We start from the raw sequence: 20,615 nt of genomic DNA on the forward strand, positions 1-20,615 counted from the left end.
AACTTTATAAAGTCTAAATATTGTTTTTAAATTTCTAATTTAAATTCTTTTATTTTTAAATACTTAAATATAAGTTTTAACTACTTTTATATTTCTTTTAATTCCAGTACTTATTACTTAGCTAGGTTGGATTTGGTTTGGGTGTTTTGGGTGTTTGGGTGGTTTATTCCGAGCTTATAATGATTGTCAGTAATTTTTGTTTAAAATTTTAAAGAATTTGAAATAGGAATTAGACTTATTTTGATTTATTTTATCGCTAAAAATAGCTGTGATTACGGCTATTATTTTTTAGATTTTATGTAAAAATAAATTAAAATCGTAGATATTAAAGCCATAGCAAGAGTTAAAGTGCTATTATGAATATCTCCTAATTTTAAAAAGCAAAATTTAAAAAAGGCATTTAAAATACTAAATAAGGTAAAATGAAATAAAAAGCCTAAATCTTTCTCGCCTTTATAAAAATTAATAATATTTTTACAATAGATTTTAGTCGCAGATATACTAAAATAACTCCATATCATAAGCAACAAAAAACCTAATAAAAAACCACGAGTATAAGCATCATCGTCATCTATAAAAAACCATGGCAATAAGTATCTTAAAGGTATTAAAGTAAGTATAAAAGTATCCATATATAACATTAAAAAAGACCAAGAAATTACATATAATAAAACAAGAAATATTAAAACTTTAAAGCAAGTTGCAATAAAAACTTTTATTAATTTATTATATATCCATTCTAACATGCTAAATCCATATAATTTTCTTAATCTTTAGATAAAAGCATTTGTTTTATTAAGTTTTAAGCTAAGAATAATATTTCTTAGCTTATTTTAAGATATTGTAGTTTTCACAAGCTATGTTATTGCCTAAATCACAAGCTTTTTTATAATATAACTTAGCCATATTTTTGTCTTTTTCGTGAAATAAAACGCCTAAATTATTGCACGCATAAGCGTCTTTATTATCACAAGCTTGTCCCCAAAGAATAGCAACTTTATCATAATCTTTTAGCTCATAATATACATTTCCTAGATTATAACAAGCATTATAATCCTTTGCCGAGCAAGCAATTGAAAGATATTTGATAGCTAGATTATTATTCTTTTCGTTAGCATATAAACTACCTAAACCATAGCAAGCTTGCATGATGTTTTCATCACAAGCTTTTTTCCAAAATATTTTTGCATTATCTAAATTTTGGTTATTTTTATAAAACACACCTAGATTATAACAAGCGTCTTTATAATTATTTTCGCAAGCTTTGGTTAAAGGCTCTTTTGCTTGATTAAAATCACTAGCGTAAATCCCAGCATAAAAACAAGCTTCATAATTGCCATTTTCACAAGCTTTATTGTAATACTTATTAGCATTTAGCTTATCGTTATTTTTGCTATAAATAACACCTAAGTTATAACAAGCATTGCTAATATCACCATCGCAAGCCTTTATAAAATACTTAGTCGCTGAATCTAAATCATTTTGATTAAATAAAGCCACGCCTTGATTATAACAAGCTGCAGCGATTTTGCTTTCTTCACAATCGCTTAAATAATCAGCACCTAAAATTAAACCAAAACTCATTACTAATAATAATTTCTTCATGTTCTAAACTCTTGTAATTTCTTATTAAGCTCTTCAGTCATCTCGCTTAAATGACTTGCAGCCCCTGCGATTTCTTCAACGCTTCTTGCGTTTTCATTCGTAATTATATTCATATTGTTTAAATTATTTAAGATTTTTTCCATATCTTCGCTTGTATTTATATAATCATGAACCGTTTGTTCGCTTTGATTTATAGCATTTGTTACACTTTCTTTCATTGTATGCATGTGTTCTTTTGTAACATTTGCGATATTGCTTAAATCTTGCATTTGATTTGAGTTTATATTCATTTGTTCGCTTGTATCTTTAATACCTTGAACGATAACATTTATAGTAGCATTTACTTCGCTTAAGCTTCTTTGGGTTCGCTCAGCTAGTTTTCTTACCTCATCAGCAACTACTGCAAATCCACGACCTGATTCTCCTGCACGAGCTGCTTCAATAGCAGCATTTAGTGCTAATAGATTTGTTTGGTCTGCTATTTCATTGATTATTTCAAGTACTGATTTTACATTATCAGCATCTACGCTAAGTCTTTCTATTTTCATAGCAAGTTCGCTTTCAATGCTTGCACTATTTATTATTTTACTACTTAGAGTATCTATTTCTTTGTTTGAGTTTTCTATCATTAATAAAGCATTATCTAATGAAGTAGTAGCATCTTTAGCTTTTTGAACGCCAATATTTAAAGCGTTTTTAGTATTTTGACCTTTATTTGCTATTTCGCTTACTATTAGGCTTCCTTCTTCAGCTCTTTTACCTGTTTGTAAGCTTGTATTTCCTAATTCACTAGCAATTGAAGCATTTTCGGTAGAAATTGTTTTAGCTTGTGCTATTAAAACTCTAATTTTTTCTAAAAATTCATTAATAGCTTTTGAAGCGTGAGCTATTTCATCATTTCCTTTTACAACTAGTTTATTCGTTAAATCACCATCTCCACTACTTAATTCAACTGCTTTATTCTCTAATACTTTTAAAGGTTTTGATATAAATGTATTTGTAAAAATATAAGCAATTATCATTAAAACAATAAAGCTAATTAAACTAATAAACATAAATTTTATAAAATCATCAAATTGAGCATCGCTTAATTCTTTAGCATTTTTATCTAAAAAGCTATAAACATTATCTAAATCAACAGCTGTGCTAAAAATATAACCACTCTTTTTATCTTGTAAAGAATATGCTAAAAATTTTTTAGTGCTTCCATTTTGGTATCTAAACTCATATTCACTAAAGCCCCCGCCGCTTCTACCTGCGTTTATAATATCTCTTATGAAAGCTTTATTATTTGCATCTACTGAGTTTATTTTGTTTTCACCTATCCAGTCGCTTAAAACGTGATAAATTACCATTCCATCATCTTGAAAAACTAAAAAACCTTTAGAATTATTATCATATCTTACTCTATCTAATTGATTTTGTAATAATTCTTTAAACCTATCTAACTTATTTTGTCTTTCTAAATCATCGTAAGTATTTCCTGCATATTGACTAATGCTTTCTACCAGAGTTTTTACTTGTTCTTTTCTAAGATAAATGCTTTCGTTTTCTATTTCGCTTAGCATTTTAGTTTCTAATTTGTCAAACATTTTGCTTGAGTTTATGCTTAAGGATAGAGCTAATAAAAACAAAGAGCAAAAGACTAATAAACTTATCTTAAATGAAATCTTCATTTGTAACCTTTCAAAAAATTTTTGTTAATAATAATTTTTTTATATAAATTTTTTATTAATTAAATTTTATTTTTTTATATTTTTTGTTCTTTTTAATTCGTATTAATTATTAAATAAGCAAAATTTGATTAAATCCTAGGAAAAAACTTAATGGAGGTCGTATGATTACAGGTGCAAAGATGATTTGTGAAGCTTTAAGGCTTGAAGGTGTTGAAGTAGTATTTGGTTATCCTGGTGGAGCTGCGCTTAATATTTATGATGAGCTTTATAAGCAAGATGATTTTAAGCATGTATTAGTTCGCCACGAACAAGCTGCTGCACATGCTGCTGATGGCTATGCAAGAGCTAGTGGTAAGGTTGGTGTTGCGATAGTTACAAGTGGTCCAGGATTTACAAATACCCTAACAGGTATCGCAACAGCTTATGCTGATAGTATTCCTATGGTTTTAATCTCAGCTCAAGTTGCAAATTCGCTAATAGGAACAGATGCTTTCCAAGAAATTGATGCAGTTGGAATGAGTAGGCCTTGTGTAAAGCATTCTTATTTAGTAAAAACTATTGAAGAATTACCAAGAGTTTTAAAAGAAGCATTTTATATAGCAAGAAGTGGTCGCCCAGGTCCTGTTCATGTAGATATTCCAAAGGATATTACAGCAATTAAAGGCGAGTTTTCTTATCCAAGTGAAGTAAATATGAAAACTTATAAGCCAACTTATAAAGGCAATCCAAGACAAATAAAACGCCTAGCACTTGCATTAAGCGAAGCTAAAAAGCCGCTTTTATACATAGGTGGTGGCTGTATTAGTTCAAATGCTAGTGAAGTTATTCGTGAGTTTGTTAAAAAGACTAAAATACCTGCAGTTTGCACTCTAATGGGCTTAGGTGTATTAGAACACGATAATCCATACAACCTTAGAATGGCAGGAATGCACGGAAGTTATAGAGCTAATATGGCTATGAGTGAATGTGATTTGCTAATTTCATTAGGTGCTAGATTTGATGATAGAATTACGGGTAAGACTAGTGAGTTTGCAAAATTAGCAAAAATAGCTCATATAGATATAGACCCAACTTCAATTTCTAAGATAATTAAAGCTGATTTTCCTATCGTTGGAGATGTTGCTAATGTTTTAAGTGAGCTTTTAGCTGAGATTAAAGATATGGAATTTGATTTAGGAAATTGGCATGGTATTTTAGATAGACACGAAGCTTTATATCCATCATTTAGTTATGAAGATAGCGATGAAGTATTAAAACCACAATGGGTTATAAATGAATGTGCAAAAATTAGCCCAAATGCAAATGTAATCACAGATGTAGGACAACATCAAATGTGGGTGGCTCAGTTTTTTAAATTTAATGAACCAAGAAGATTAAGTACAAGTGGTGGATTAGGAACTATGGGTTATTCAATTCCTGCTGCTTTAGGTGTTGCTTTTGCAAAAAATAATGAAGTTGTGCTTAATTTCGCAGGTGATGGCTCGTTTTTGATGAATGTTCAAGAGCTAATGACGCTTACAGCAGAGCGTAAAAAAGTAATTAATATTATTTTAAATAACGCTTATTTAGGAATGGTTCGCCAGTGGCAAACTAGATTTTATAATGAAAGGTATTCAGAAACAAATCTTGAAGATGTTCAACCTGATTATGAAATGCTAGCAAAAAGTTTTGGTTGTGATAGTTTTAGAGTAAAAACTAAAGATGAGTTTATAAAAGCTTACAATGAATGTTTAAAAAGCCCTAGACCTTGTGTAATTGATGTTATAATTTCAAGATTTGAAGATGTATTGCCAATGGTTCCAGCAGGTGCTGCAATTTATAATATGATATTACCACAAAAATTAATAGCAAAGGATAGCAAATGAAAAGAGCTTTAAGTGTAATAGTAGAAAACCAACATGGAGTTTTAAGTAGAGTTGTAGGGCTGTTTTCAGGTAGGGGCTATAATATAGATAGCTTAACCGTTGCACCAATTGCTGGGACTGAGTTTTCTAGAATTAGTATAATTACTAGCGGAGATGAAGCAGTATTTGAGCAAATCACTAAACAACTTCATAAATTAATTAGCACTTATAAAGTGTTTGAAAATTGCGAGTTTGTTGAGCGTGAATGTGCTTTGGTTAAAATTAGTATAGATCAAAATTTAGCTGGACTTGATAGTTTATTAAAAGGTTATAATGGCACAATAGCACATTCAAATGATGAATATATAACGCTTTGCGTAAATGATACAGGAGATAGGATTGATAATTTCTTAAAAACTATCAAAAAATATAATCCTAAAGATTGTGCTAGAAGTGGCGTTGTTTTAATGGAAAGTTAAGATGAAGAATTTAAAAGAATTATGTGAAATTATAGGAATAAAAACAGAATTTGAAATAGGAATTAAGGCTCTTAATTCCTTAGAAGATGCTAAAGAAAATGAGCTTAGTTTTTGTGTAAAAGATAATGATGCTTTAAGAACTACAAAAGCAGCAGCGGTTTTAATTGATGAAAAACTAGCTAAATTTTTACCTAGTGATGTGATTGCGATAATTTGTGATGATCCGAAATATGCTTTTGCACTTCTTAGCAAGGTCTTTGCAAAAGATTTAATAAGAGCTGGCAAAAATGCTGTTATAGGCGAAAATACAACTATTATGCCAAATGTTTATATAGGAAAAGACACTAGTATAGGAAATAATTGTACTATTATGGCAGGTGCATATATTGGTGATGGAGTTTGCATTAAAGATAATGTAATAATATATCCAAATGTTACAATTTATAACGATTCTATCATAGGAAATCATTGCATAATTCACGCAGGAAGTGTTATTGGAAGCGATGGTTTTGGATATGCAAGTAACGCTAAGGGACATTTTAAGATTTATCATAATGGTTATGTAGAATTGCAAGATTTTGTTGAGATTGGCTCTTGCGTTTGTATTGATAGGGCTGTATTTTCAAAAACTCTTATTAAAGCAGGAACTAAAATTGATAATTTAGTTCAAATAGGGCATAATTGCATTTTAGGTCAAGGTTGCTTAGTGGTTTCTCAAACAGGATTAGCAGGTTCAAGTGAGCTTGGAAATGCTGTTGTAATGGGAGGTCAGAGTGCTACAAGCGGTCATTTAAAAATAGGTGATCGTGCGATTATTGCTGCTAGGGGCGGAGTTAGTAAAGACTTAGCAGGCGGCAAAGTTTATGGTGGTTTTCCTATAATGGAGCAAAGAGAATGGTTAAAAATGCAAGCAAAATTAAAAAGGATGAATAATGAAGGCTGAGTTAATTAGCTCAATTTTACTTAAAGGCACTCAAAGTGGTAAAATCTCATTAGCAAATATTAAAAATCCTTATGGAGAAGGCAGTAGCGAAGTATTAAGCATAGCAATATGCTTAAAAGAAAACGAGCCAGAGTGGAAAATCCATGTGCCTTATGAAAATTTAGACGAATTAATAATAGCTTTACAATCAATTAGCGATAAAAGGCAATAAAATTGATTAAAACCCATTTGAGAATTTTTGAAATTGTGCTAATTCTTATGATGATTAGTATTGTTTTTGTATTTTCAATGGGATTTTTTACTTATGTAGGACAAAAATCTCCTTATGGATTTTTGTTTTCTCAAACATTATTTGCAGTAATAGGCGTTTTGATTATTGTAGTTTTTCAACTCATAAAAGAAGAATATTGTTATAAAATCTTATATGCAATTTTTATAATTAGTTTAATCGCTTGTATGATTATGCCTTATTTGCCAGCTTCTTTGGTTGTTGAGACTAAGGGGGCTAGAAGATGGATTAGGTTGCTTGGTTTTTCTATTGCACCATTGGAGTTTTTAAAAATCTCAGCTTTTTCTATATTAGCTCTTACATATTCAAGAAAAATTGATGCAATTAAAAGAACTTTTAAACAAGATTTATTTTTATTATTGCCAACTCTTTGTGCTTATTGCTTGATTTTTGGTTATGTTTATGTTACTCAAAATGATTTAGGTCAGTGTGTTGTGGTTGCTGCTAGTATGTTTGTTATGGCTTTAGCTGCTGGAATTAGCTTTAAGCATATTTTTTATTTATTCATAGCCGCTATTGCTTGTGGGGTATCTTTAATAGCACTGCATCCTAGAAGACTTGAAAGAGGGCTTGAGTGGTGGGGAAGTATTCAAGATTTTATCTTGCCTATGTTTCCTGAAGGTATTCAAGAAAGTTTAAGAATAGCACACGCAAGTGAGCCTTATCAAATCTCGCATAGCTTAAACGCAATTACTCACGGAGATATTTTAGGGCAAGGTTTTGGGCTAGGCGTGTTTAAATTAGGGTTTTTAAGTGAAGTTCATACGGATTTTATTCTCTCAGGTATTGCAGAAGAAATAGGCTTTTTTGGATTTTTTGTAGTTATTTTATTGTTTAGTTTTTTAGTAGCTTCTATTTTAAAACTATCAACTTATATGAAAACTAAAAGAGATTATTTGTTTTGCATAGGATATGGCTCTTGTATGTTTTTTACATTCTTAATGAATGTAGGTGGAATTATTTCATTAATTCCTTTAAAAGGAATTGCAGTGCCATTTCTTAGCTATGGTGGAAGCTCGATGCTAGCTAACTCCATTGCGATAGGAATTTTATTAAGCATTTTTAAACATTCTCAAGAAAATTATGTAGGAAGTATGTAATGATAGCAATCACTGGTGGTGGAACGGGTGGTCATTTAGCAGTAGCTAAGGCTGTTTCAAAAGAATTAGATGAGTTTATTTATATAGGTAGCACTAAAGGACAAGATACTTTATGGTTTAGTGGAGAAAATTGTTATTTTTTAAAAAGTAGTGGCTTTGTAAATCAAGGAATATTAGGCAAAATTAAGGTAATTTTTTCTTTAATTGCTTTAGTTTATGAGTGTTTAAAAATATTTAAAAAACATAAAATTACTTGTGTTTTAAGTGTCGGTGGGTATTCTAGCGTGCCTGCTAGTCTTGCTGCTATTATTTCATTTCGCAAATTAATAATTCATGAGCAAAACTCAAAAATGGGTTTGGCAAATCGCCTTACAAAGCCTTTTGCTACAAGATTTTTTTCAGCTTATGAAAAAGAGCTTTGCCCTTATCCTGTGCAAGAGAAATTCTTTAATATTAAAAGAAAAAGAAATGAAATAAAAACAATCTTAATCATAGGTGGCTCTCAAGGTGCTAGATTTTTAAATGAATTTGCACTTAGCTTATATCCTAAATTATTAGAAAATAACATTAAATTAATTCATCAATGTGGTGCTAAAGAATTAGAAAAATATGAAAGAGAATACGAAAAATTTGAAATAAAGCCAACCTTAATAGGTTTTTCAAATGAAATTGAAAAATATATGCAAGAAGCTGATTTTGCTATTAGTAGGGCTGGAGCAAGTGCTAGTTTTGAGCTTATAAATGCAGCTATTCCAACTCTTTTTGTGCCATACAAATATGCTTATAAAAATCATCAATATTTTAATGCTTTGTATTTGGTAAATCAAGAGCTAGCTTTTATGTGTGAAGAAAAGAATTTGAATTCGGAATTAGCATTAGATCTAATCTTAAATGAAGGTTTAAAATACGCTGATAATTTATATAATTTCAAAAACATAAATGGAGCAAAATTTTTAGCAGATATTTTAAAGGAATATTGATTTGAGCTTTTTTTCAATAGAGTTTTTGATATTAATTTTTATATTTTTTATATTATTTAATAAACTTGATATAAAAAAACAAAATTTATTATTACTAGGATTTAATGCCTTAGTGCTTTATTTATTTAATCCTTATTGCTTGTTGGTTGTTTTTGTTTTTAGTATATTTATACATTTTTTAGCTTTAAGTGTTTATGTTAGAAATACCAAAAACATTACTTTTTTAGCATTAGCTTTAATTGTTTTAAACCTTTGTGTTTTTAAATATTATTCTAGTATAAAAGATAGTTTTGATTATGTATTAAGTCTTTTAAATATTCAAATTGCTGATTTAATCTTTCCTTTAGGGCTTAGTTTTTATACATTTAATGCAATTACTTATATAGTGTGGGTTTATAAAGAAAAAAGAGAACCAGTTAGCTTTGCGTTTTTATTTACTTATCTTAGTTTCTTTGCTACTTTTGTGAGCGGTCCTATTTTTAGATTTGCTAATTTTAAAGAGCAGTTTTTAAGATTAAAACGCTTTAAACATAAGGATTTAATAATAGCTAATTTATTGCTTGCACTTAGCAAAGTATTTTTGATACTTCCTTTTGTAGATAAATATTTTTATGCTTTTTTAGATGAGTTAAATACTCTTAGCTTTTTAGGTTTATTAAACTGCTTTTATTTATATTCACTTAAATTATATTTAGATTTTAGCGCTTATGTTAATTTAGTTAGTGCATTTGCTTTTATGATAGGATTTAAATTACCAAGGAATTTTAACAATCCTTTTAAAGCTAGAAATATCCAAGATTTTTGGAAAAGATGGCATATTAGCTTATCAAATTTTATTCGTGATTATATTTATATTCCATTAGGTGGAAATAGGGTAAATAGAACAAGCTTAAATATAATAATCGCTTTTGTAATTTCTGGTATTTGGCACGGAAATACTTATAATTTTGCTTTATGGGGTTTAGCTCATGCTTTAGGGCTTATTTTTATTTCTTTATTTTCTTACAAATTTAATAAATTTTTAGCCTCATTTATTACTTTTACTTATGTTAGCATTGTTTGGAGCTTTTTTTATTTTGCTGATTTTTCGCAAGTTAAAGAATATTTTTTAAGCTTTTTAGCCTTTAATAGTATAAATAATAAAGAATTATTAGTATTTTTAACTATATTTGTTTTATTTATAATTAATTTTTATTCTAAAAACCATTTAGCTATATTTACTAATTTTTTAAGGCGTTTGAATATTTTTGTAAAAATTATTTTTATTAATTTAGTTTTATTAGTTGTGTTTATGTATATGCCAAGTGGAATTCCAAATTTTATTTATGCAGGATTTTGATGAGAGAGTTTGTTTTTATAATTATAAGTTCTAGTTTGATTTTTATAGCTTTATTTAACGATTCGCTAAAAGAATACTACGAACAAACCTATCACAAAAGCATAGAATTTGAATCAGGAATTACAAAAAAGCTAAGCGAATTTAAAAGCTTTTTAGAATATGAAGTATTTTTTGTAAAAGAAAAAGAAGAAATTAAAGAAATAGTAAAAGAAACAAAACCAACAAAAGATGAAATCAGCAAAAAAGCAAAAAATAAAATCTTGCTTAAATGCTATTTGCCATATAAATTAAATGAAAATACATTAGCAAAAGCAAAAACTCTAAGTCTTAGCAAAGAAAACGGGGTGATTTTATTAGGCGATAGCTTAATGCAAGGCGTTGGAGTTGCGATTTGTAATAATCTAAAAAAGCATAATATAAAATGTGAAAATCTTGCAAAGCAAAGCACAGGCTTGCTTAGAAAAAAATACTACGATTATGCAAAGGTTTTAAAAAATTCTTTGAATAATTCTAAGATTAAAAATATAGTAATTTTAGTAGGTGTTAATGATTTGTGGGATGTTAATGAAAATAATAAGCTTTTAATTTTTGGTAAAAGCGAGTGGAAAGCCTTTTATGCTAAAAGAATTGATGAATTAGTAAAAATCGCTAGAGAAAATGATGCGAATATTTTTTGGTATGAATTACCTGTGGTAAAAAATGATGAACAAAACGAAAAGATAAAAATCTTAAATGAAGTATTTTATGAATTAGCTAAACAAAACAATTATCAATTTATAAAATTAAGCTCATTATTAACCGAGCATTTTGATTTTTATATAAAGATAGAAGGCAAAAGCAAAAGGATAAGGTCAAACGATGGCATACATTTCACACCACTTGGGTATGATTTGATTTCACAAGATTTTTTTAAAGCAGTTGAAATAAAATGAGAATTTTAAGTATTTTTATAGCTTTATTTTTATTTTCATCTTGTAGCTCTTCTGTTTTAAATAGCATAATTTATAAAAAGCAAGAAGTAAAAGCTCCACAAAAATCAAGCAAAACACATCAAGAAAGCTTGATAGTAAAAGATGCTAAAGTAAATACAAATATTATAAAAATTACAAAAGAAGAAAAAAAGCAAGATATAAAAAAAGAAGTAAAACAAGAAATTAAAAAACAAATTCCTATTAAAAATATAAAACTACCTTATAAAAAAATAGCCTTTGTAGGTGATTCACACTTTGCAAGTGATTATATAAGCGCTTATTTTAGAAATGCTTTAGGCATTCATTCTTTAGGATTTATTCCTGCGATTTTACCTAAATGGCATAATCAATATTTAGCAAAATATAATAATTCAGGCTTTAAAGTAGAGTATTTGATAAATACAAAAGATAATTTAAGTTTTAGTGGAATTAATGCAAACTGCTTAGATAATTGCGAGATAAATATAGATTTAGGCTTTATGGCTAATGATATTAAATATTTGGAATTTAAATCAGGAATTTGGAATTTTAAAAACTATAAAAAGAATACAAATAAGATTAATTTTAAGCTAAGCTCATCAAAAATAGGGGGATTTTTAAGCAATAATTCTTCTTATATTGATAATCTTGGAATTAATGGTGCTAGTATTTTTAATTATTTAAGAATTGATGATGAATTAGCGTTTAAAGTCGCTGAGAAATTAGATTATGATTTGGTTGTTTTTTCTTTTGGGACTAACGAAAGCGTTTCAAATAAGATAAATCAAGAAATGTTTTTAAATAATTACAAAAAAATCATCAATATTTTCAAATCAACAAATACAAAAATAATTCTTCTAATTCCACCAGAACCTACATTGTATGTGAATAAAAACTATGTAAAAGGAGAAAATAATGAGCTAGTAAGAACTCTTATTAAAAAAGTGGCAAAGGAAAATGGTGCTTATGTTTTTAATATAGATGAGCTTATGCAAAAAGAAGGGGGTAAAGCTGCTTGGATAGCTAATAAAAAATCATTAAAAAATACACATCTTAGCAAGTTGGGTTACGATTATGTAGCCTTAAAATTATTAGAATTTTTAAAGATTACAAAGGATTAAAATGAAAGATGAATTAATTTATCATTTAAATGATAAACCGCCATTATCTCGTGCAATTTTAGCTGCTCTTGTTCATTTACTAGCTATGTTTGTAGCTGTTATTACTCCATCACTTATAATTGGAAAAGGCTTAGGATTAAGTCCTGAGAATGCGACTAGAATAGTGTCTATGTCATTGTTTGCAAGTGGGGTTGCAGGATTTATTCAAATGATGACTTTAAGAATAGGTAAGTTTCAAATAGGCTCAGGCTTACTTAGCGTTCAAGGAACTAGCTTTAACTTTGTTAGCGCTATTATTGCAGGGGGATTAATATTAAGAAAGCAAGATTTAAGTGATGCTGAGATTTTAGCAGCAATTTTTGGAACATTAATGCTATGTAGCATTACTGAAATGCTTGTATCAATTAGCCTAAAATATGTAAAAAGAATAATTTCAAATCTAGTTTGCGGAATCGTCGTAACCATAATAGGACTTACTCTAATTAGCGCTGGTCTTGTTAGTGCAGGGGGTGGCTTTTCAAGCATGAATAAAGACTTAGCACCTAATTTACAATTTGCAAGCCTTGAAAACCTTGCTTTAAGTGGAGTTGTATTGCTATCTATTGTGATATTTAACTCTTTTAAAAAGCCTATTTTTAGAGTAGGGGCATTGTTCTTTTCTATAATAATAGGATTAATCTTAGCTATATTTTTAAATAGATTTGATTTAAGCAATCTTCACACATCAAGTTTATTTATAGTTCCTGAACCTTTATATTATGGTCTTAGTATTGAACTTAGCTTAATTTTACCTTTTGCAATCATTTTTATAGTTACTTCGCTTGAAACCATTGGAGATATTAGTGCTACAAGTGAGCTAAGTCGTGAGCCTATGAGTGGAGAACTTTATGAAAGAAGGCTAAGGGGCGGTGTTTTTGCTAATGGGTTTAACTCTTTAGTATCGGCATTTTTTAATACATTTCCAAATTCATGCTTTGGGCAAAATAATGCAGTAATCGCACTTAGTGGGGTTGCAAGCCGTTATGTTGGCTATATTGTTTGTATTATGCTTATGATTTGTGGTGTTTTTCCTATTGTTGCGGAGTTTGCTTTAAGAATACCTGAGCCTGTAATTGGTGGTGCGATTTTAGTAATGTTTGGAACAATTGCAGCAACAGGAATTAAGATAATTTCAAGAGAAGAATTAAACAAGCGTTCTGTAATGATACTTTCAATCTCACTTGCTCTAGGCTTAGGAGTTAGCACTCAGCCACTTATTTTAGAGCATTTGCCTGATTTTTTAAAAAATCTTTTTGGCTCAGCTGTTGCAACTGCTGGATTTAGTGCGATTTTGCTTGAAATCTTACTACCAAAAGAAGAAAAATAAACTTTTTATAGGAATTAAAATTATTTTAATTCCTATTTCAAATTCCTTGATTTTAGTTTGCAAATAAGTTGATTAAGTATGTATTAAAAGGAATTGCAACAATATCGATAAGAACAGCCCCACATAATGGAACTATTAAAAATGCTTGTTTTGAAACAAGATTATATCTATTACAAGCTGCATTCATATTAGCTACTGCATTAGGTGTAGCACCTAAGCCATGCCCCATAAGTCCTGCACACATTATTGCACTATCGTAGTTTTTACCACATACTCTAAATACTACAAAAACAGCAAATAAAAGCAAAATCACAACTTGAACAAATAAAGTGATAAATAAAGGAGTCGCAACTGCACTAAGCTCATTTATCTTAAGGCTCATCATAGCCATTGTTAAAAATATTCCTAAACTAAGCTCACTTATAGTATCTATTGTGTATTGATTTAGTTTAAAAATCTCAAAATTATCATTAATATTTCTTACAATAATAGCTATAAGCATAGCACCAACATAGCTAGGTAAAGAATACCCACTAGCTTTGCTAAATTCAGCACTTAAGTAAAATCCAACACACATAATACATAAAATTAAAAATAAAGATTTTAAAAAGTCTTGATAGCTTGCTATGTGAATTTCGTGCTTTAATGGGTCAATATCTTGAATATTTTCATTTGTTTTTATCTCAAGCTTGTGTTTATTGATTAAATATCTACAAACAGGACCACCAAGTAATGAGCCACTAATTAAGCCAAATGTAGCAGCTGCTATTGCTAAAACTTTTGCATTATTAAGCCCTGTTAATTCTTCTACCATTTTACCAAACGCTATTGCGTTTGCATGACCTCCTTCAAGTGCAACAGCTCCACATAATATTCCATAAAGTTTATTTAAATCAAATATGCTCATCATAGAAATACCAATGAAGTTTTGCATAATAGCCATAAACCAACAGCATGCCAAATAGATTAAAAGTATTTTTCCACCAACTTTTAATAATTTAAAGCTTCCGCTAAGACCAACAACCGTAAAAAACACAACCATAAAAGGAGTTTGTAGGGTATTATCAAATGTGATTTTTATATCAGCAAAGCTTAAAATCCATACAATAATACTTACCAAAAAGCCTCCTACAACAGGAGCAGGAATACAAAATTTTTCTAAAAAATTGATTTTTTTCTTTAAAAACATTCCAAACAATAAAACACCTATACTAATTGCTAAAACACTCAAACTATCAAATTTCATACAATTTTTCCTTTCTTAATAAATAATATGCCAAAAAGGCACTAAGTCTTGCAGTATGATTATCAACATCATACAAAGGATTAAATTCACAAATATCACTAAGCAAAAGTTTTTTAGAATCAAATATAAGATTTAATAAAGGAATTATTTGCTTAAGACTAATCCCAAATACAGCAGGAGCACTAACTCCAGGAGCAATGCTTAAAGAAAATACATCAATATCTATGCTTAAATATATATAATCGTTTGCATTTAAAAAGTCTTTTAAAACATCAAATGATTTATCAAACTCATAATCTAAAACATATTTTGCTCCCATCGTATTCATAGTATTAAAAAGAGCTTTTGTATTTGATAAAGAACTTGCACCTAAGCAAAGATAATTAAATTTATAATTATTTTCTTTTGCGTATTCATAAGCTTTATAAAAAGAATTGCCCGAAGTATGCAAATCTTGAATCCTAACATCAAAATGAGCGTCAAAATTAATAACTCCTACGCTTTTTTTACTATCAAGCAAAGCTTTGATAGGTGCAAGCGAGCTTTCGTGTCCGCCACCTAAAATAACGCAATATTCATTATTTTTAAGAGAGTTTAAAACCTTTTCATAAAGCATTTCATCAGCACTCTCAAGATCGCTAAATTCACTTATATTTCCTAAATCATCAAAAATAAAATCATCATGAATTGCAAAATTAGCCATAAATTCTCTAATCTTTAAAGGTGCATTCTCGCTACCAATTCTGCCTTTGTTTCTTTCTACTCCAAGGCTTGAGCAAAAGCCTAATAATTTTGTTTTAGAAGTCTTATCAAGGCATTTGAAAAGTCTTTTATGGATAATTTCATTTCCATCATCTCGTCCGTTCCACATATTTTCTCCTTTTAAAAAATTAGTTTAAAATTTTTTAAATTAAGATTTGTGTAAAATTCATAATAAATTTATTTAATGTGTAACTTGGTAACAAAAAAATAGGAAAAAATTTTATATTGTTATTTTATCAATTAATAATTTTTATTATAATTAAATAAATATTATCAAAGGAATTAAATCATGGGAAAAAATCTCTCTTTAAAATCACAATTATTTATAGGTTTTGCAAGTATTCTTGCATTTATTTTGGTTATATTTTTTAACGGCTTTATAAAAATACAAAGCGTTGAAAATGATTTAAATACCATTAGTGATGTAAATGCTCTAAAACAGCGTTATGCAGTTGATTTTAGGGGTAGTGTGCATGATAGAGCTATTGCTATTAGAGATGTTGTTTTATTAAATTCTAAAGATGAAATAAACAATACTATTTCTTCAATCAATAAACTTGAAAATAATTATGAAATCGCAGCTAATAATATGGATAAAATCTTTTTAAACCCTAGTTTAGTAGATGAAAAAGATAAAGAAATATTAGCAAAAATTAAAAATGTAGAAACAAAAACTCTTCCTTTAATTAAAGAAATCATTAATCTAAAAGACAAAAAGGCTTTCAATGAAGCTAATGAATTGCTACTTAATAAAGCAAGATTTAGTTTCGTTGAATGGCTAAATGTGATTAATGAATTTATTGATTATCAAGAAGCTAAAAATCAAGTTTTAACAAAACAAGCAAGAGGAACAATCTCAGGCTTTTTAAGTAATAGTATGATTATTACGATTATTGCCTTTGTTGTTGCTATTTTTTTAGCGCTTTATATAAGTAAATTAATCATAAGCTCATTAGGTGGAGAGCCAAAAGATGCAGTAAAGATTGTAAATAGCATAGCTCACGGAAATCTAAACACTAAAATAGATACAAAATATAAAGATAGTATGCTTTATTCTTTAAAAGAAATGCAAAATAGATTAAAAGAAATCGTAAGCGAAGTAATAGAATCTTCAAGAGAGCTTGAGACAAGTGCAAAAGAAGTTACAAACGCATCAAATAACGCAAACAAACTTGCAAACGAACAGCAAGTAAAATCAAAAGTATCGCTTGAGAGCATTAGTGTTGCAAGAGTTGATATGCAAGAAGTATTAAACATAGCTAATCAAACTAAGGATAATTCTTTAAAATCAGTTGAATTATCAAAAACTGGAATTGCTTCAATGAGAACAACTATTAATGAAATAGAAAAAATCACTCAAACCGTTAATTATTCTTCAGAGCAAATCAGAATGCTTGATAAACATACAACAGAAATTAGTAATAGTGCAGAATTAATCAAAGAAATAACAGAGCAAACAAACTTATTAGCACTAAATGCAGCAATTGAAGCAGCAAGAGCAGGTGAGCATGGACGTGGCTTTGCTGTTGTAGCTGATGAGATTAGAAAATTAGCAGAAAAGACTGATATTGCTACGAATGAAATCTCAAATATGATTTCAATTATTCAAAACGAAACTCATGCAACGGTAGAAGCGATACTTAAAACAGTTCCGCAAGTAGAAAATGGAATGAGATTAGCTAATGAAGCAAACAATGTGTTAGAGCAAATTAATATCCAAGCAAATGATTCATTGCAAAAAGCAAATGAAGTAAGTAATGCTGCAAAAAATCAAGCAGATAAGCTAAATAATTTAAATAATGATATGCTAAGTATTACAAATAGTGCAGAAAATACACATAAATCAATGCAAGATAATACAAAAGCAGCAAGCCATTTAAAAGACATAGCAAATATGCTTACAAATCATATAAATTATTTTAAAATCTAAAAAGATAGTGAAAGAATTAATTTCTTTCACTAAAAGTTAAAATCGTAATTCCTAATTCAAATTCTTTGATAATTTAAATAAAATTATTGATAATCATTATATGTTTGGACTTAACCAAACTTAATTTGCTTAAAACTAAAAAACTCTAACAAATCCAACAAAGCTTATTCAAACCACTTCGAGCAAGAGTTTAAAGTTTAAAAATAAGAGAATTTGAATTAGGAATTTAAAACAATATTTAGACCTTACATAAATTAAAAATCAAATTCTAATTTCATAATTCTTTTATTTTAAGCTTTAAATACTTTTATATTTCTTCTTTTTTAACTTTTGCTCGGGTTTGCTTGAGTTGGATTGAGTTGGATTGAGTTGGATTGAGTTGGATTGAGTTGGATTGAGTTGGATTGAGTTGGATTGAGTTGGATTGAGTTGGATTGAGTTGGATTGAGTTGGATTGAGTTGGATTGAGTTGGATTGAGTTGGATTGAGTTGGATTGAGTTGGATTGAGTTCCGAATATATAATGATTATCAGTAATTTTTGCTTAAACTTTTAAAGAATTTGAAATAGGAATTTAAAAACAATATTTAGACTTTATAAAACTAAAAAAGCTTATTTTTACTTTAATATAAAAACAAACTAAATTATTTTAAATTTTAAAAATAATCTTACGGGTGCTTAGAACAAATTTAAAACTTAATTCCTATTTCAAATTCTTTTATATTAAGCTTTAAATACTTTTATATTTCTTCTTTTTTAACTTTTGCTCGGGTTTGGTTTGATTCCGAGCATATAATGATTATCAGTAATTTTTGCTTAAACTTTTAAAGAATTTAAATAGGAATTACTAAAAAATATTTAGACTTTATAGAAAAAAGGCATTAATTAAAAAGCTAATTTCTAAACTTTTTAAGAATATTTTTGCAAGTGCTAAAATAAATTTTAAAGCAAATTCCTAATTCAAATTCTTTTATTTTTAGGAATTTGAAATAGGAATTACTTTGTGCTTTAAAGCTCTTTTAATAGATTTTTGCAAGAATTGTTTAAAATCATATAAACTTCTTCAAAATTACCTGTATACCAAGGATCAGGAACATTTTTATAACCTAAATCGCAATATTTACAAATAGGCTTTACTTTGTCTTTAAACTCAGGATATGCTGAAATTACATTATTGTAATTGCTCTCATCCATTGTAAGTATTAAATCAAACTCTTCGCAGTGCTTTAAACTAAGCTTTTTAGATACGAAACCACTACAAGCTATATTTTTTGATTTTAGAAGTTTTTTCGTTCCATCATGCATATCTTCTCCGTCGTGATAACCTGCAGTTCCTGAGCTTGAGATTATATAATTTTTATCTTTTGCTAAGTCTTTCATAACAAACTCAGCCATAGGAGAGCGACAAATATTACCTAAACAAACAAACATAATTTTCATTTTATTTTCCATTTAAAAAATCCTGTAAATCTTTACCAATCGGAGCTAGTTTTCCATCTTTTACATGAACTAATTTTACGATAGCTTCAAAAATTGCTTTATCATCTTTATAAATAACTTGTTTTAATTCTAAGCAGTATTTATCAAATCCCATAGGAATATTTTTAACTTCTAAAATATCTCCTAATTTTGCAGGAGCTTTGTAAATTGCTTTTATTTCTCTTAATGCAAAAGGATTGTTTTCTAAAAAATTCTTACCTTCATTTGCAAAAAACCATTCGCTTCTAGCTCTTTCGCAATATTTTAAATAATTTGTATGATAGACAATTCCCATACAATCAGTATCTTCATAATAAACTCTAATTTGCATGTTATTTCCTTTTGTAAGTAAAGAGTATGGCTATAAGCCGGGTTTTGTCTTGGATAATCATTTATCTACTTGCTATTTCACAATAGCACTCTAGCGAAGGGTTAAAAATATAAGATTAAAACCACCCCTTCTTGCTGCAGGTTGGGTTTATAAGCTGATTTGCTTTTCCTTGCAAAATCACTGGTGGGCTCTTACCCCGCCGTTTCACCTTTACTAATTTCTTAGTAGTCTGTTTTCTGTTACACTTTCCCTTAGGTTGCCCTAGCCATCTGTTAGATGGAACCTTATCTTATTGCAGCCCGGACTTTCCTCTTAATTAAAAGCGATTATCCGCCATACTCTTACGCCATTTTAACCAAGCTTGTTTAAGATAAAGAAAATTAAAGGAGCAAAAATGTATAAATATGTTTTACATTACCCAGCGGGAAATACCACAGCTTTGGTTTTTGGTTACAATGATTTAGATTTTAAGCAAATAAATGATGAGATTTTAGCTAAGCATAAAGATGTAGAGCAAGTTGGTTTTATATTTATGAATAAGCTTAGAATGGCAGGTGGAGAGATTTGTTTTAATGCTTTAAGGTGTGCAGCAAAATTTATTTTAGATTTTGATGATACAAAAGAAACAATTATTGAAATGAATGATAAAGAATATCAATGTGGAATTAATGATAATTCTTTTATAAAAGAAAGCGAACTTAGGCAAAAATATGAAAATAAAAAATTTTATTATATGAGAATTAGCGATAATTATGAGATTAATAAAATGAGCGATTATGAATATTTCGTTGATTTAGGCGATATTTTTCATGTTGTTTATACTAAAGAATTAGATTTAAATAAAATTGATTTAAAAGAATATGCTTATTCTTATTTTAAAGAGCATAATTTATTAGATAAAAAGGCTTGTGGTTTTATGTATTTACATAATAATTGCTTAGAGCCTATTGTGTGGGTAAGAGATATAAAAACTTTATTTTACGAGAGTGCTTGTGGGAGTGGAAGTTTTTCTAGCTTTTTATATATTAATAAGATTTTAAATAAAGATTATTTAGCTTTAAAACAACCATCAAATGAGTATTTGTTTTTAAGAAAAGTTGATGATTTGATTGAGATTAGTTCAATTATTGAAGATATTACTTAAGCTAATTCCTATTCTAAATTCTTTAAGAATTT

The 20,615-nt window shown here is 28.5% G+C and carries 18 protein-coding genes, 1 other RNA gene and 2 pseudogenes; 12 read left to right on the plus strand and 9 right to left on the minus strand.

What is annotated here, in order from left to right; translation table 11 throughout:
- Positions 1-281: 281 nt before the first annotated feature.
- The 4 genes and pseudogenes from AVANS14531_RS05955 to AVANS14531_RS09260 form a co-directional block, all read right to left on the minus strand.
- The gene (locus tag AVANS14531_RS05955) at positions 282-746 is read right to left on the minus strand and encodes a hypothetical protein (protein WP_336611683.1); all 465 of its coding nucleotides are present in this window, start codon (positions 744-746) and stop codon (positions 282-284) included.
- An 82-nt stretch (positions 747-828) separates the two neighbouring features.
- Entirely contained in the window at positions 829-1,605 is a 777-nt protein-coding gene (locus tag AVANS14531_RS05960; protein WP_336611684.1) for a tetratricopeptide repeat protein, read from the minus strand.
- Positions 1,602-2,594, minus strand: a pseudogene (locus tag AVANS14531_RS09255) (methyl-accepting chemotaxis protein); the annotation flags it as partial. The pseudogene AVANS14531_RS09255 and the gene AVANS14531_RS05960, both read right to left, overlap by 4 nt.
- A gap of 108 nt (positions 2,595-2,702) precedes the next feature.
- A pseudogene (locus AVANS14531_RS09260) lies at positions 2,703-3,281 on the minus strand (cache domain-containing protein); the annotation flags it as partial.
- Positions 3,282-3,442: 161 nt separating this feature from the next.
- Between AVANS14531_RS09260 and AVANS14531_RS05970 the strand changes: the two are divergent.
- The 10 genes from AVANS14531_RS05970 to AVANS14531_RS06015 are packed head-to-tail and all read left to right on the plus strand — an operon-like array spanning position 3,443 to position 13,692.
- Positions 3,443-5,146: an acetolactate synthase large subunit gene (locus tag AVANS14531_RS05970; protein WP_239816977.1), complete on the plus strand. Its 1,704-nt coding sequence runs from the start codon at positions 3,443-3,445 to the stop codon at positions 5,144-5,146.
- Positions 5,143-5,604: an acetolactate synthase small subunit gene (gene ilvN / locus AVANS14531_RS05975; protein WP_239816976.1), complete on the plus strand. Its 462-nt coding sequence runs from the start codon at positions 5,143-5,145 to the stop codon at positions 5,602-5,604. The genes AVANS14531_RS05970 and ilvN overlap by 4 nt, the downstream gene beginning before the upstream one ends.
- A gap of 1 nt (position 5,605) precedes the next feature.
- Positions 5,606-6,547, plus strand: coding sequence for a UDP-3-O-(3-hydroxymyristoyl)glucosamine N-acyltransferase (lpxD, locus tag AVANS14531_RS05980; protein WP_336611686.1), 942 nt, complete (start codon positions 5,606-5,608; stop codon positions 6,545-6,547).
- Positions 6,537-6,758, plus strand: a complete 222-nt coding sequence (locus tag AVANS14531_RS05985) for a hypothetical protein (protein WP_239816974.1) — start codon at positions 6,537-6,539, stop codon at positions 6,756-6,758. The genes lpxD and AVANS14531_RS05985 overlap by 11 nt, the downstream gene beginning before the upstream one ends.
- Positions 6,759-6,760: 2 nt before the next feature.
- A complete protein-coding gene (locus AVANS14531_RS05990) occupies positions 6,761-7,936 on the plus strand; it encodes an FtsW/RodA/SpoVE family cell cycle protein (RefSeq protein ID WP_336611687.1) in 1,176 nt (391 codons plus the stop codon).
- Complete coding sequence (locus AVANS14531_RS05995) at positions 7,936-8,916, plus strand: UDP-N-acetylglucosamine--N-acetylmuramyl-(pentapeptide) pyrophosphoryl-undecaprenol N-acetylglucosamine transferase (protein ID WP_336611688.1); 981 nt, start codon at positions 7,936-7,938, stop codon at positions 8,914-8,916. Before AVANS14531_RS05990 ends, AVANS14531_RS05995 begins: the two co-directional genes overlap by 1 nt.
- Before the next feature lies 1 nt (position 8,917).
- Positions 8,918-10,255 (plus strand): MBOAT family O-acyltransferase, encoded by a 1,338-nt coding sequence (locus tag AVANS14531_RS06000; RefSeq protein ID WP_336611689.1) that lies wholly within the window; start codon positions 8,918-8,920, stop codon positions 10,253-10,255.
- On the plus strand, positions 10,255-11,187 hold the full coding sequence (locus AVANS14531_RS06005) for a DUF459 domain-containing protein (protein ID WP_336611690.1): 933 nt from the start codon (positions 10,255-10,257) through the stop codon (positions 11,185-11,187). Before AVANS14531_RS06000 ends, AVANS14531_RS06005 begins: the two co-directional genes overlap by 1 nt.
- Positions 11,184-12,326 carry a GDSL-type esterase/lipase family protein gene (locus AVANS14531_RS06010; RefSeq protein WP_336611691.1) on the plus strand — a complete coding sequence of 381 codons (1,143 nt, stop codon included), beginning with the start codon at positions 11,184-11,186 and terminating at the stop codon, positions 12,324-12,326. Before AVANS14531_RS06005 ends, AVANS14531_RS06010 begins: the two co-directional genes overlap by 4 nt.
- 1 nt (position 12,327) lies before the next feature.
- Positions 12,328-13,692 (plus strand): uracil-xanthine permease family protein, encoded by a 1,365-nt coding sequence (locus AVANS14531_RS06015; protein WP_336611692.1) that lies wholly within the window; start codon positions 12,328-12,330, stop codon positions 13,690-13,692.
- 52 nt (positions 13,693-13,744) lie between these two features.
- Here the strand turns inward: AVANS14531_RS06015 and gltS are convergent, their stop codons facing one another.
- Both gltS and AVANS14531_RS06025 read right to left on the minus strand, forming a co-directional pair.
- Positions 13,745-14,938 (minus strand): sodium/glutamate symporter, encoded by a 1,194-nt coding sequence (gene gltS / locus AVANS14531_RS06020; protein ID WP_336611693.1) that lies wholly within the window; start codon positions 14,936-14,938, stop codon positions 13,745-13,747.
- Positions 14,928-15,809 (minus strand): formimidoylglutamase, encoded by an 882-nt coding sequence (locus AVANS14531_RS06025; protein ID WP_336611694.1) that lies wholly within the window; start codon positions 15,807-15,809, stop codon positions 14,928-14,930. The genes gltS and AVANS14531_RS06025 overlap by 11 nt, the downstream gene beginning before the upstream one ends.
- A gap of 180 nt (positions 15,810-15,989) precedes the next feature.
- On the opposite strand from AVANS14531_RS06025, the gene AVANS14531_RS06030 reads away from it, so the two are divergent.
- A complete protein-coding gene (locus tag AVANS14531_RS06030) occupies positions 15,990-17,630 on the plus strand; it encodes a methyl-accepting chemotaxis protein (protein WP_336611695.1) in 1,641 nt (546 codons plus the stop codon).
- A 1,007-nt stretch (positions 17,631-18,637) separates the two neighbouring features.
- Here the strand turns inward: AVANS14531_RS06030 and AVANS14531_RS06035 are convergent.
- From AVANS14531_RS06035 to rnpB, 3 genes are all read right to left on the minus strand, one after another.
- On the minus strand, positions 18,638-19,069 hold the full coding sequence (locus tag AVANS14531_RS06035) for a low molecular weight protein-tyrosine-phosphatase (protein ID WP_239816963.1): 432 nt from the start codon (positions 19,067-19,069) through the stop codon (positions 18,638-18,640).
- 1 nt (position 19,070) lies between these two features.
- Positions 19,071-19,439 (minus strand): YbgC/FadM family acyl-CoA thioesterase, encoded by a 369-nt coding sequence (locus AVANS14531_RS06040; protein WP_239816962.1) that lies wholly within the window; start codon positions 19,437-19,439, stop codon positions 19,071-19,073.
- A gap of 17 nt (positions 19,440-19,456) precedes the next feature.
- Positions 19,457-19,781, minus strand: an RNA gene (gene rnpB / locus AVANS14531_RS06045) — RNase P RNA component class A.
- A gap of 52 nt (positions 19,782-19,833) precedes the next feature.
- On the opposite strand from rnpB, the gene AVANS14531_RS06050 reads away from it, so the two are divergent.
- Entirely contained in the window at positions 19,834-20,583 is a 750-nt protein-coding gene (locus tag AVANS14531_RS06050) for a hypothetical protein (RefSeq protein WP_336611696.1), read from the plus strand.
- Positions 20,584-20,615 lie beyond the last annotated feature (32 nt).

Source organism: Campylobacter sp. Cr9 (genome assembly GCF_020138295.1).
Taxonomy (GTDB): Bacteria; Campylobacterota; Campylobacteria; order Campylobacterales; family Campylobacteraceae; genus Campylobacter_E.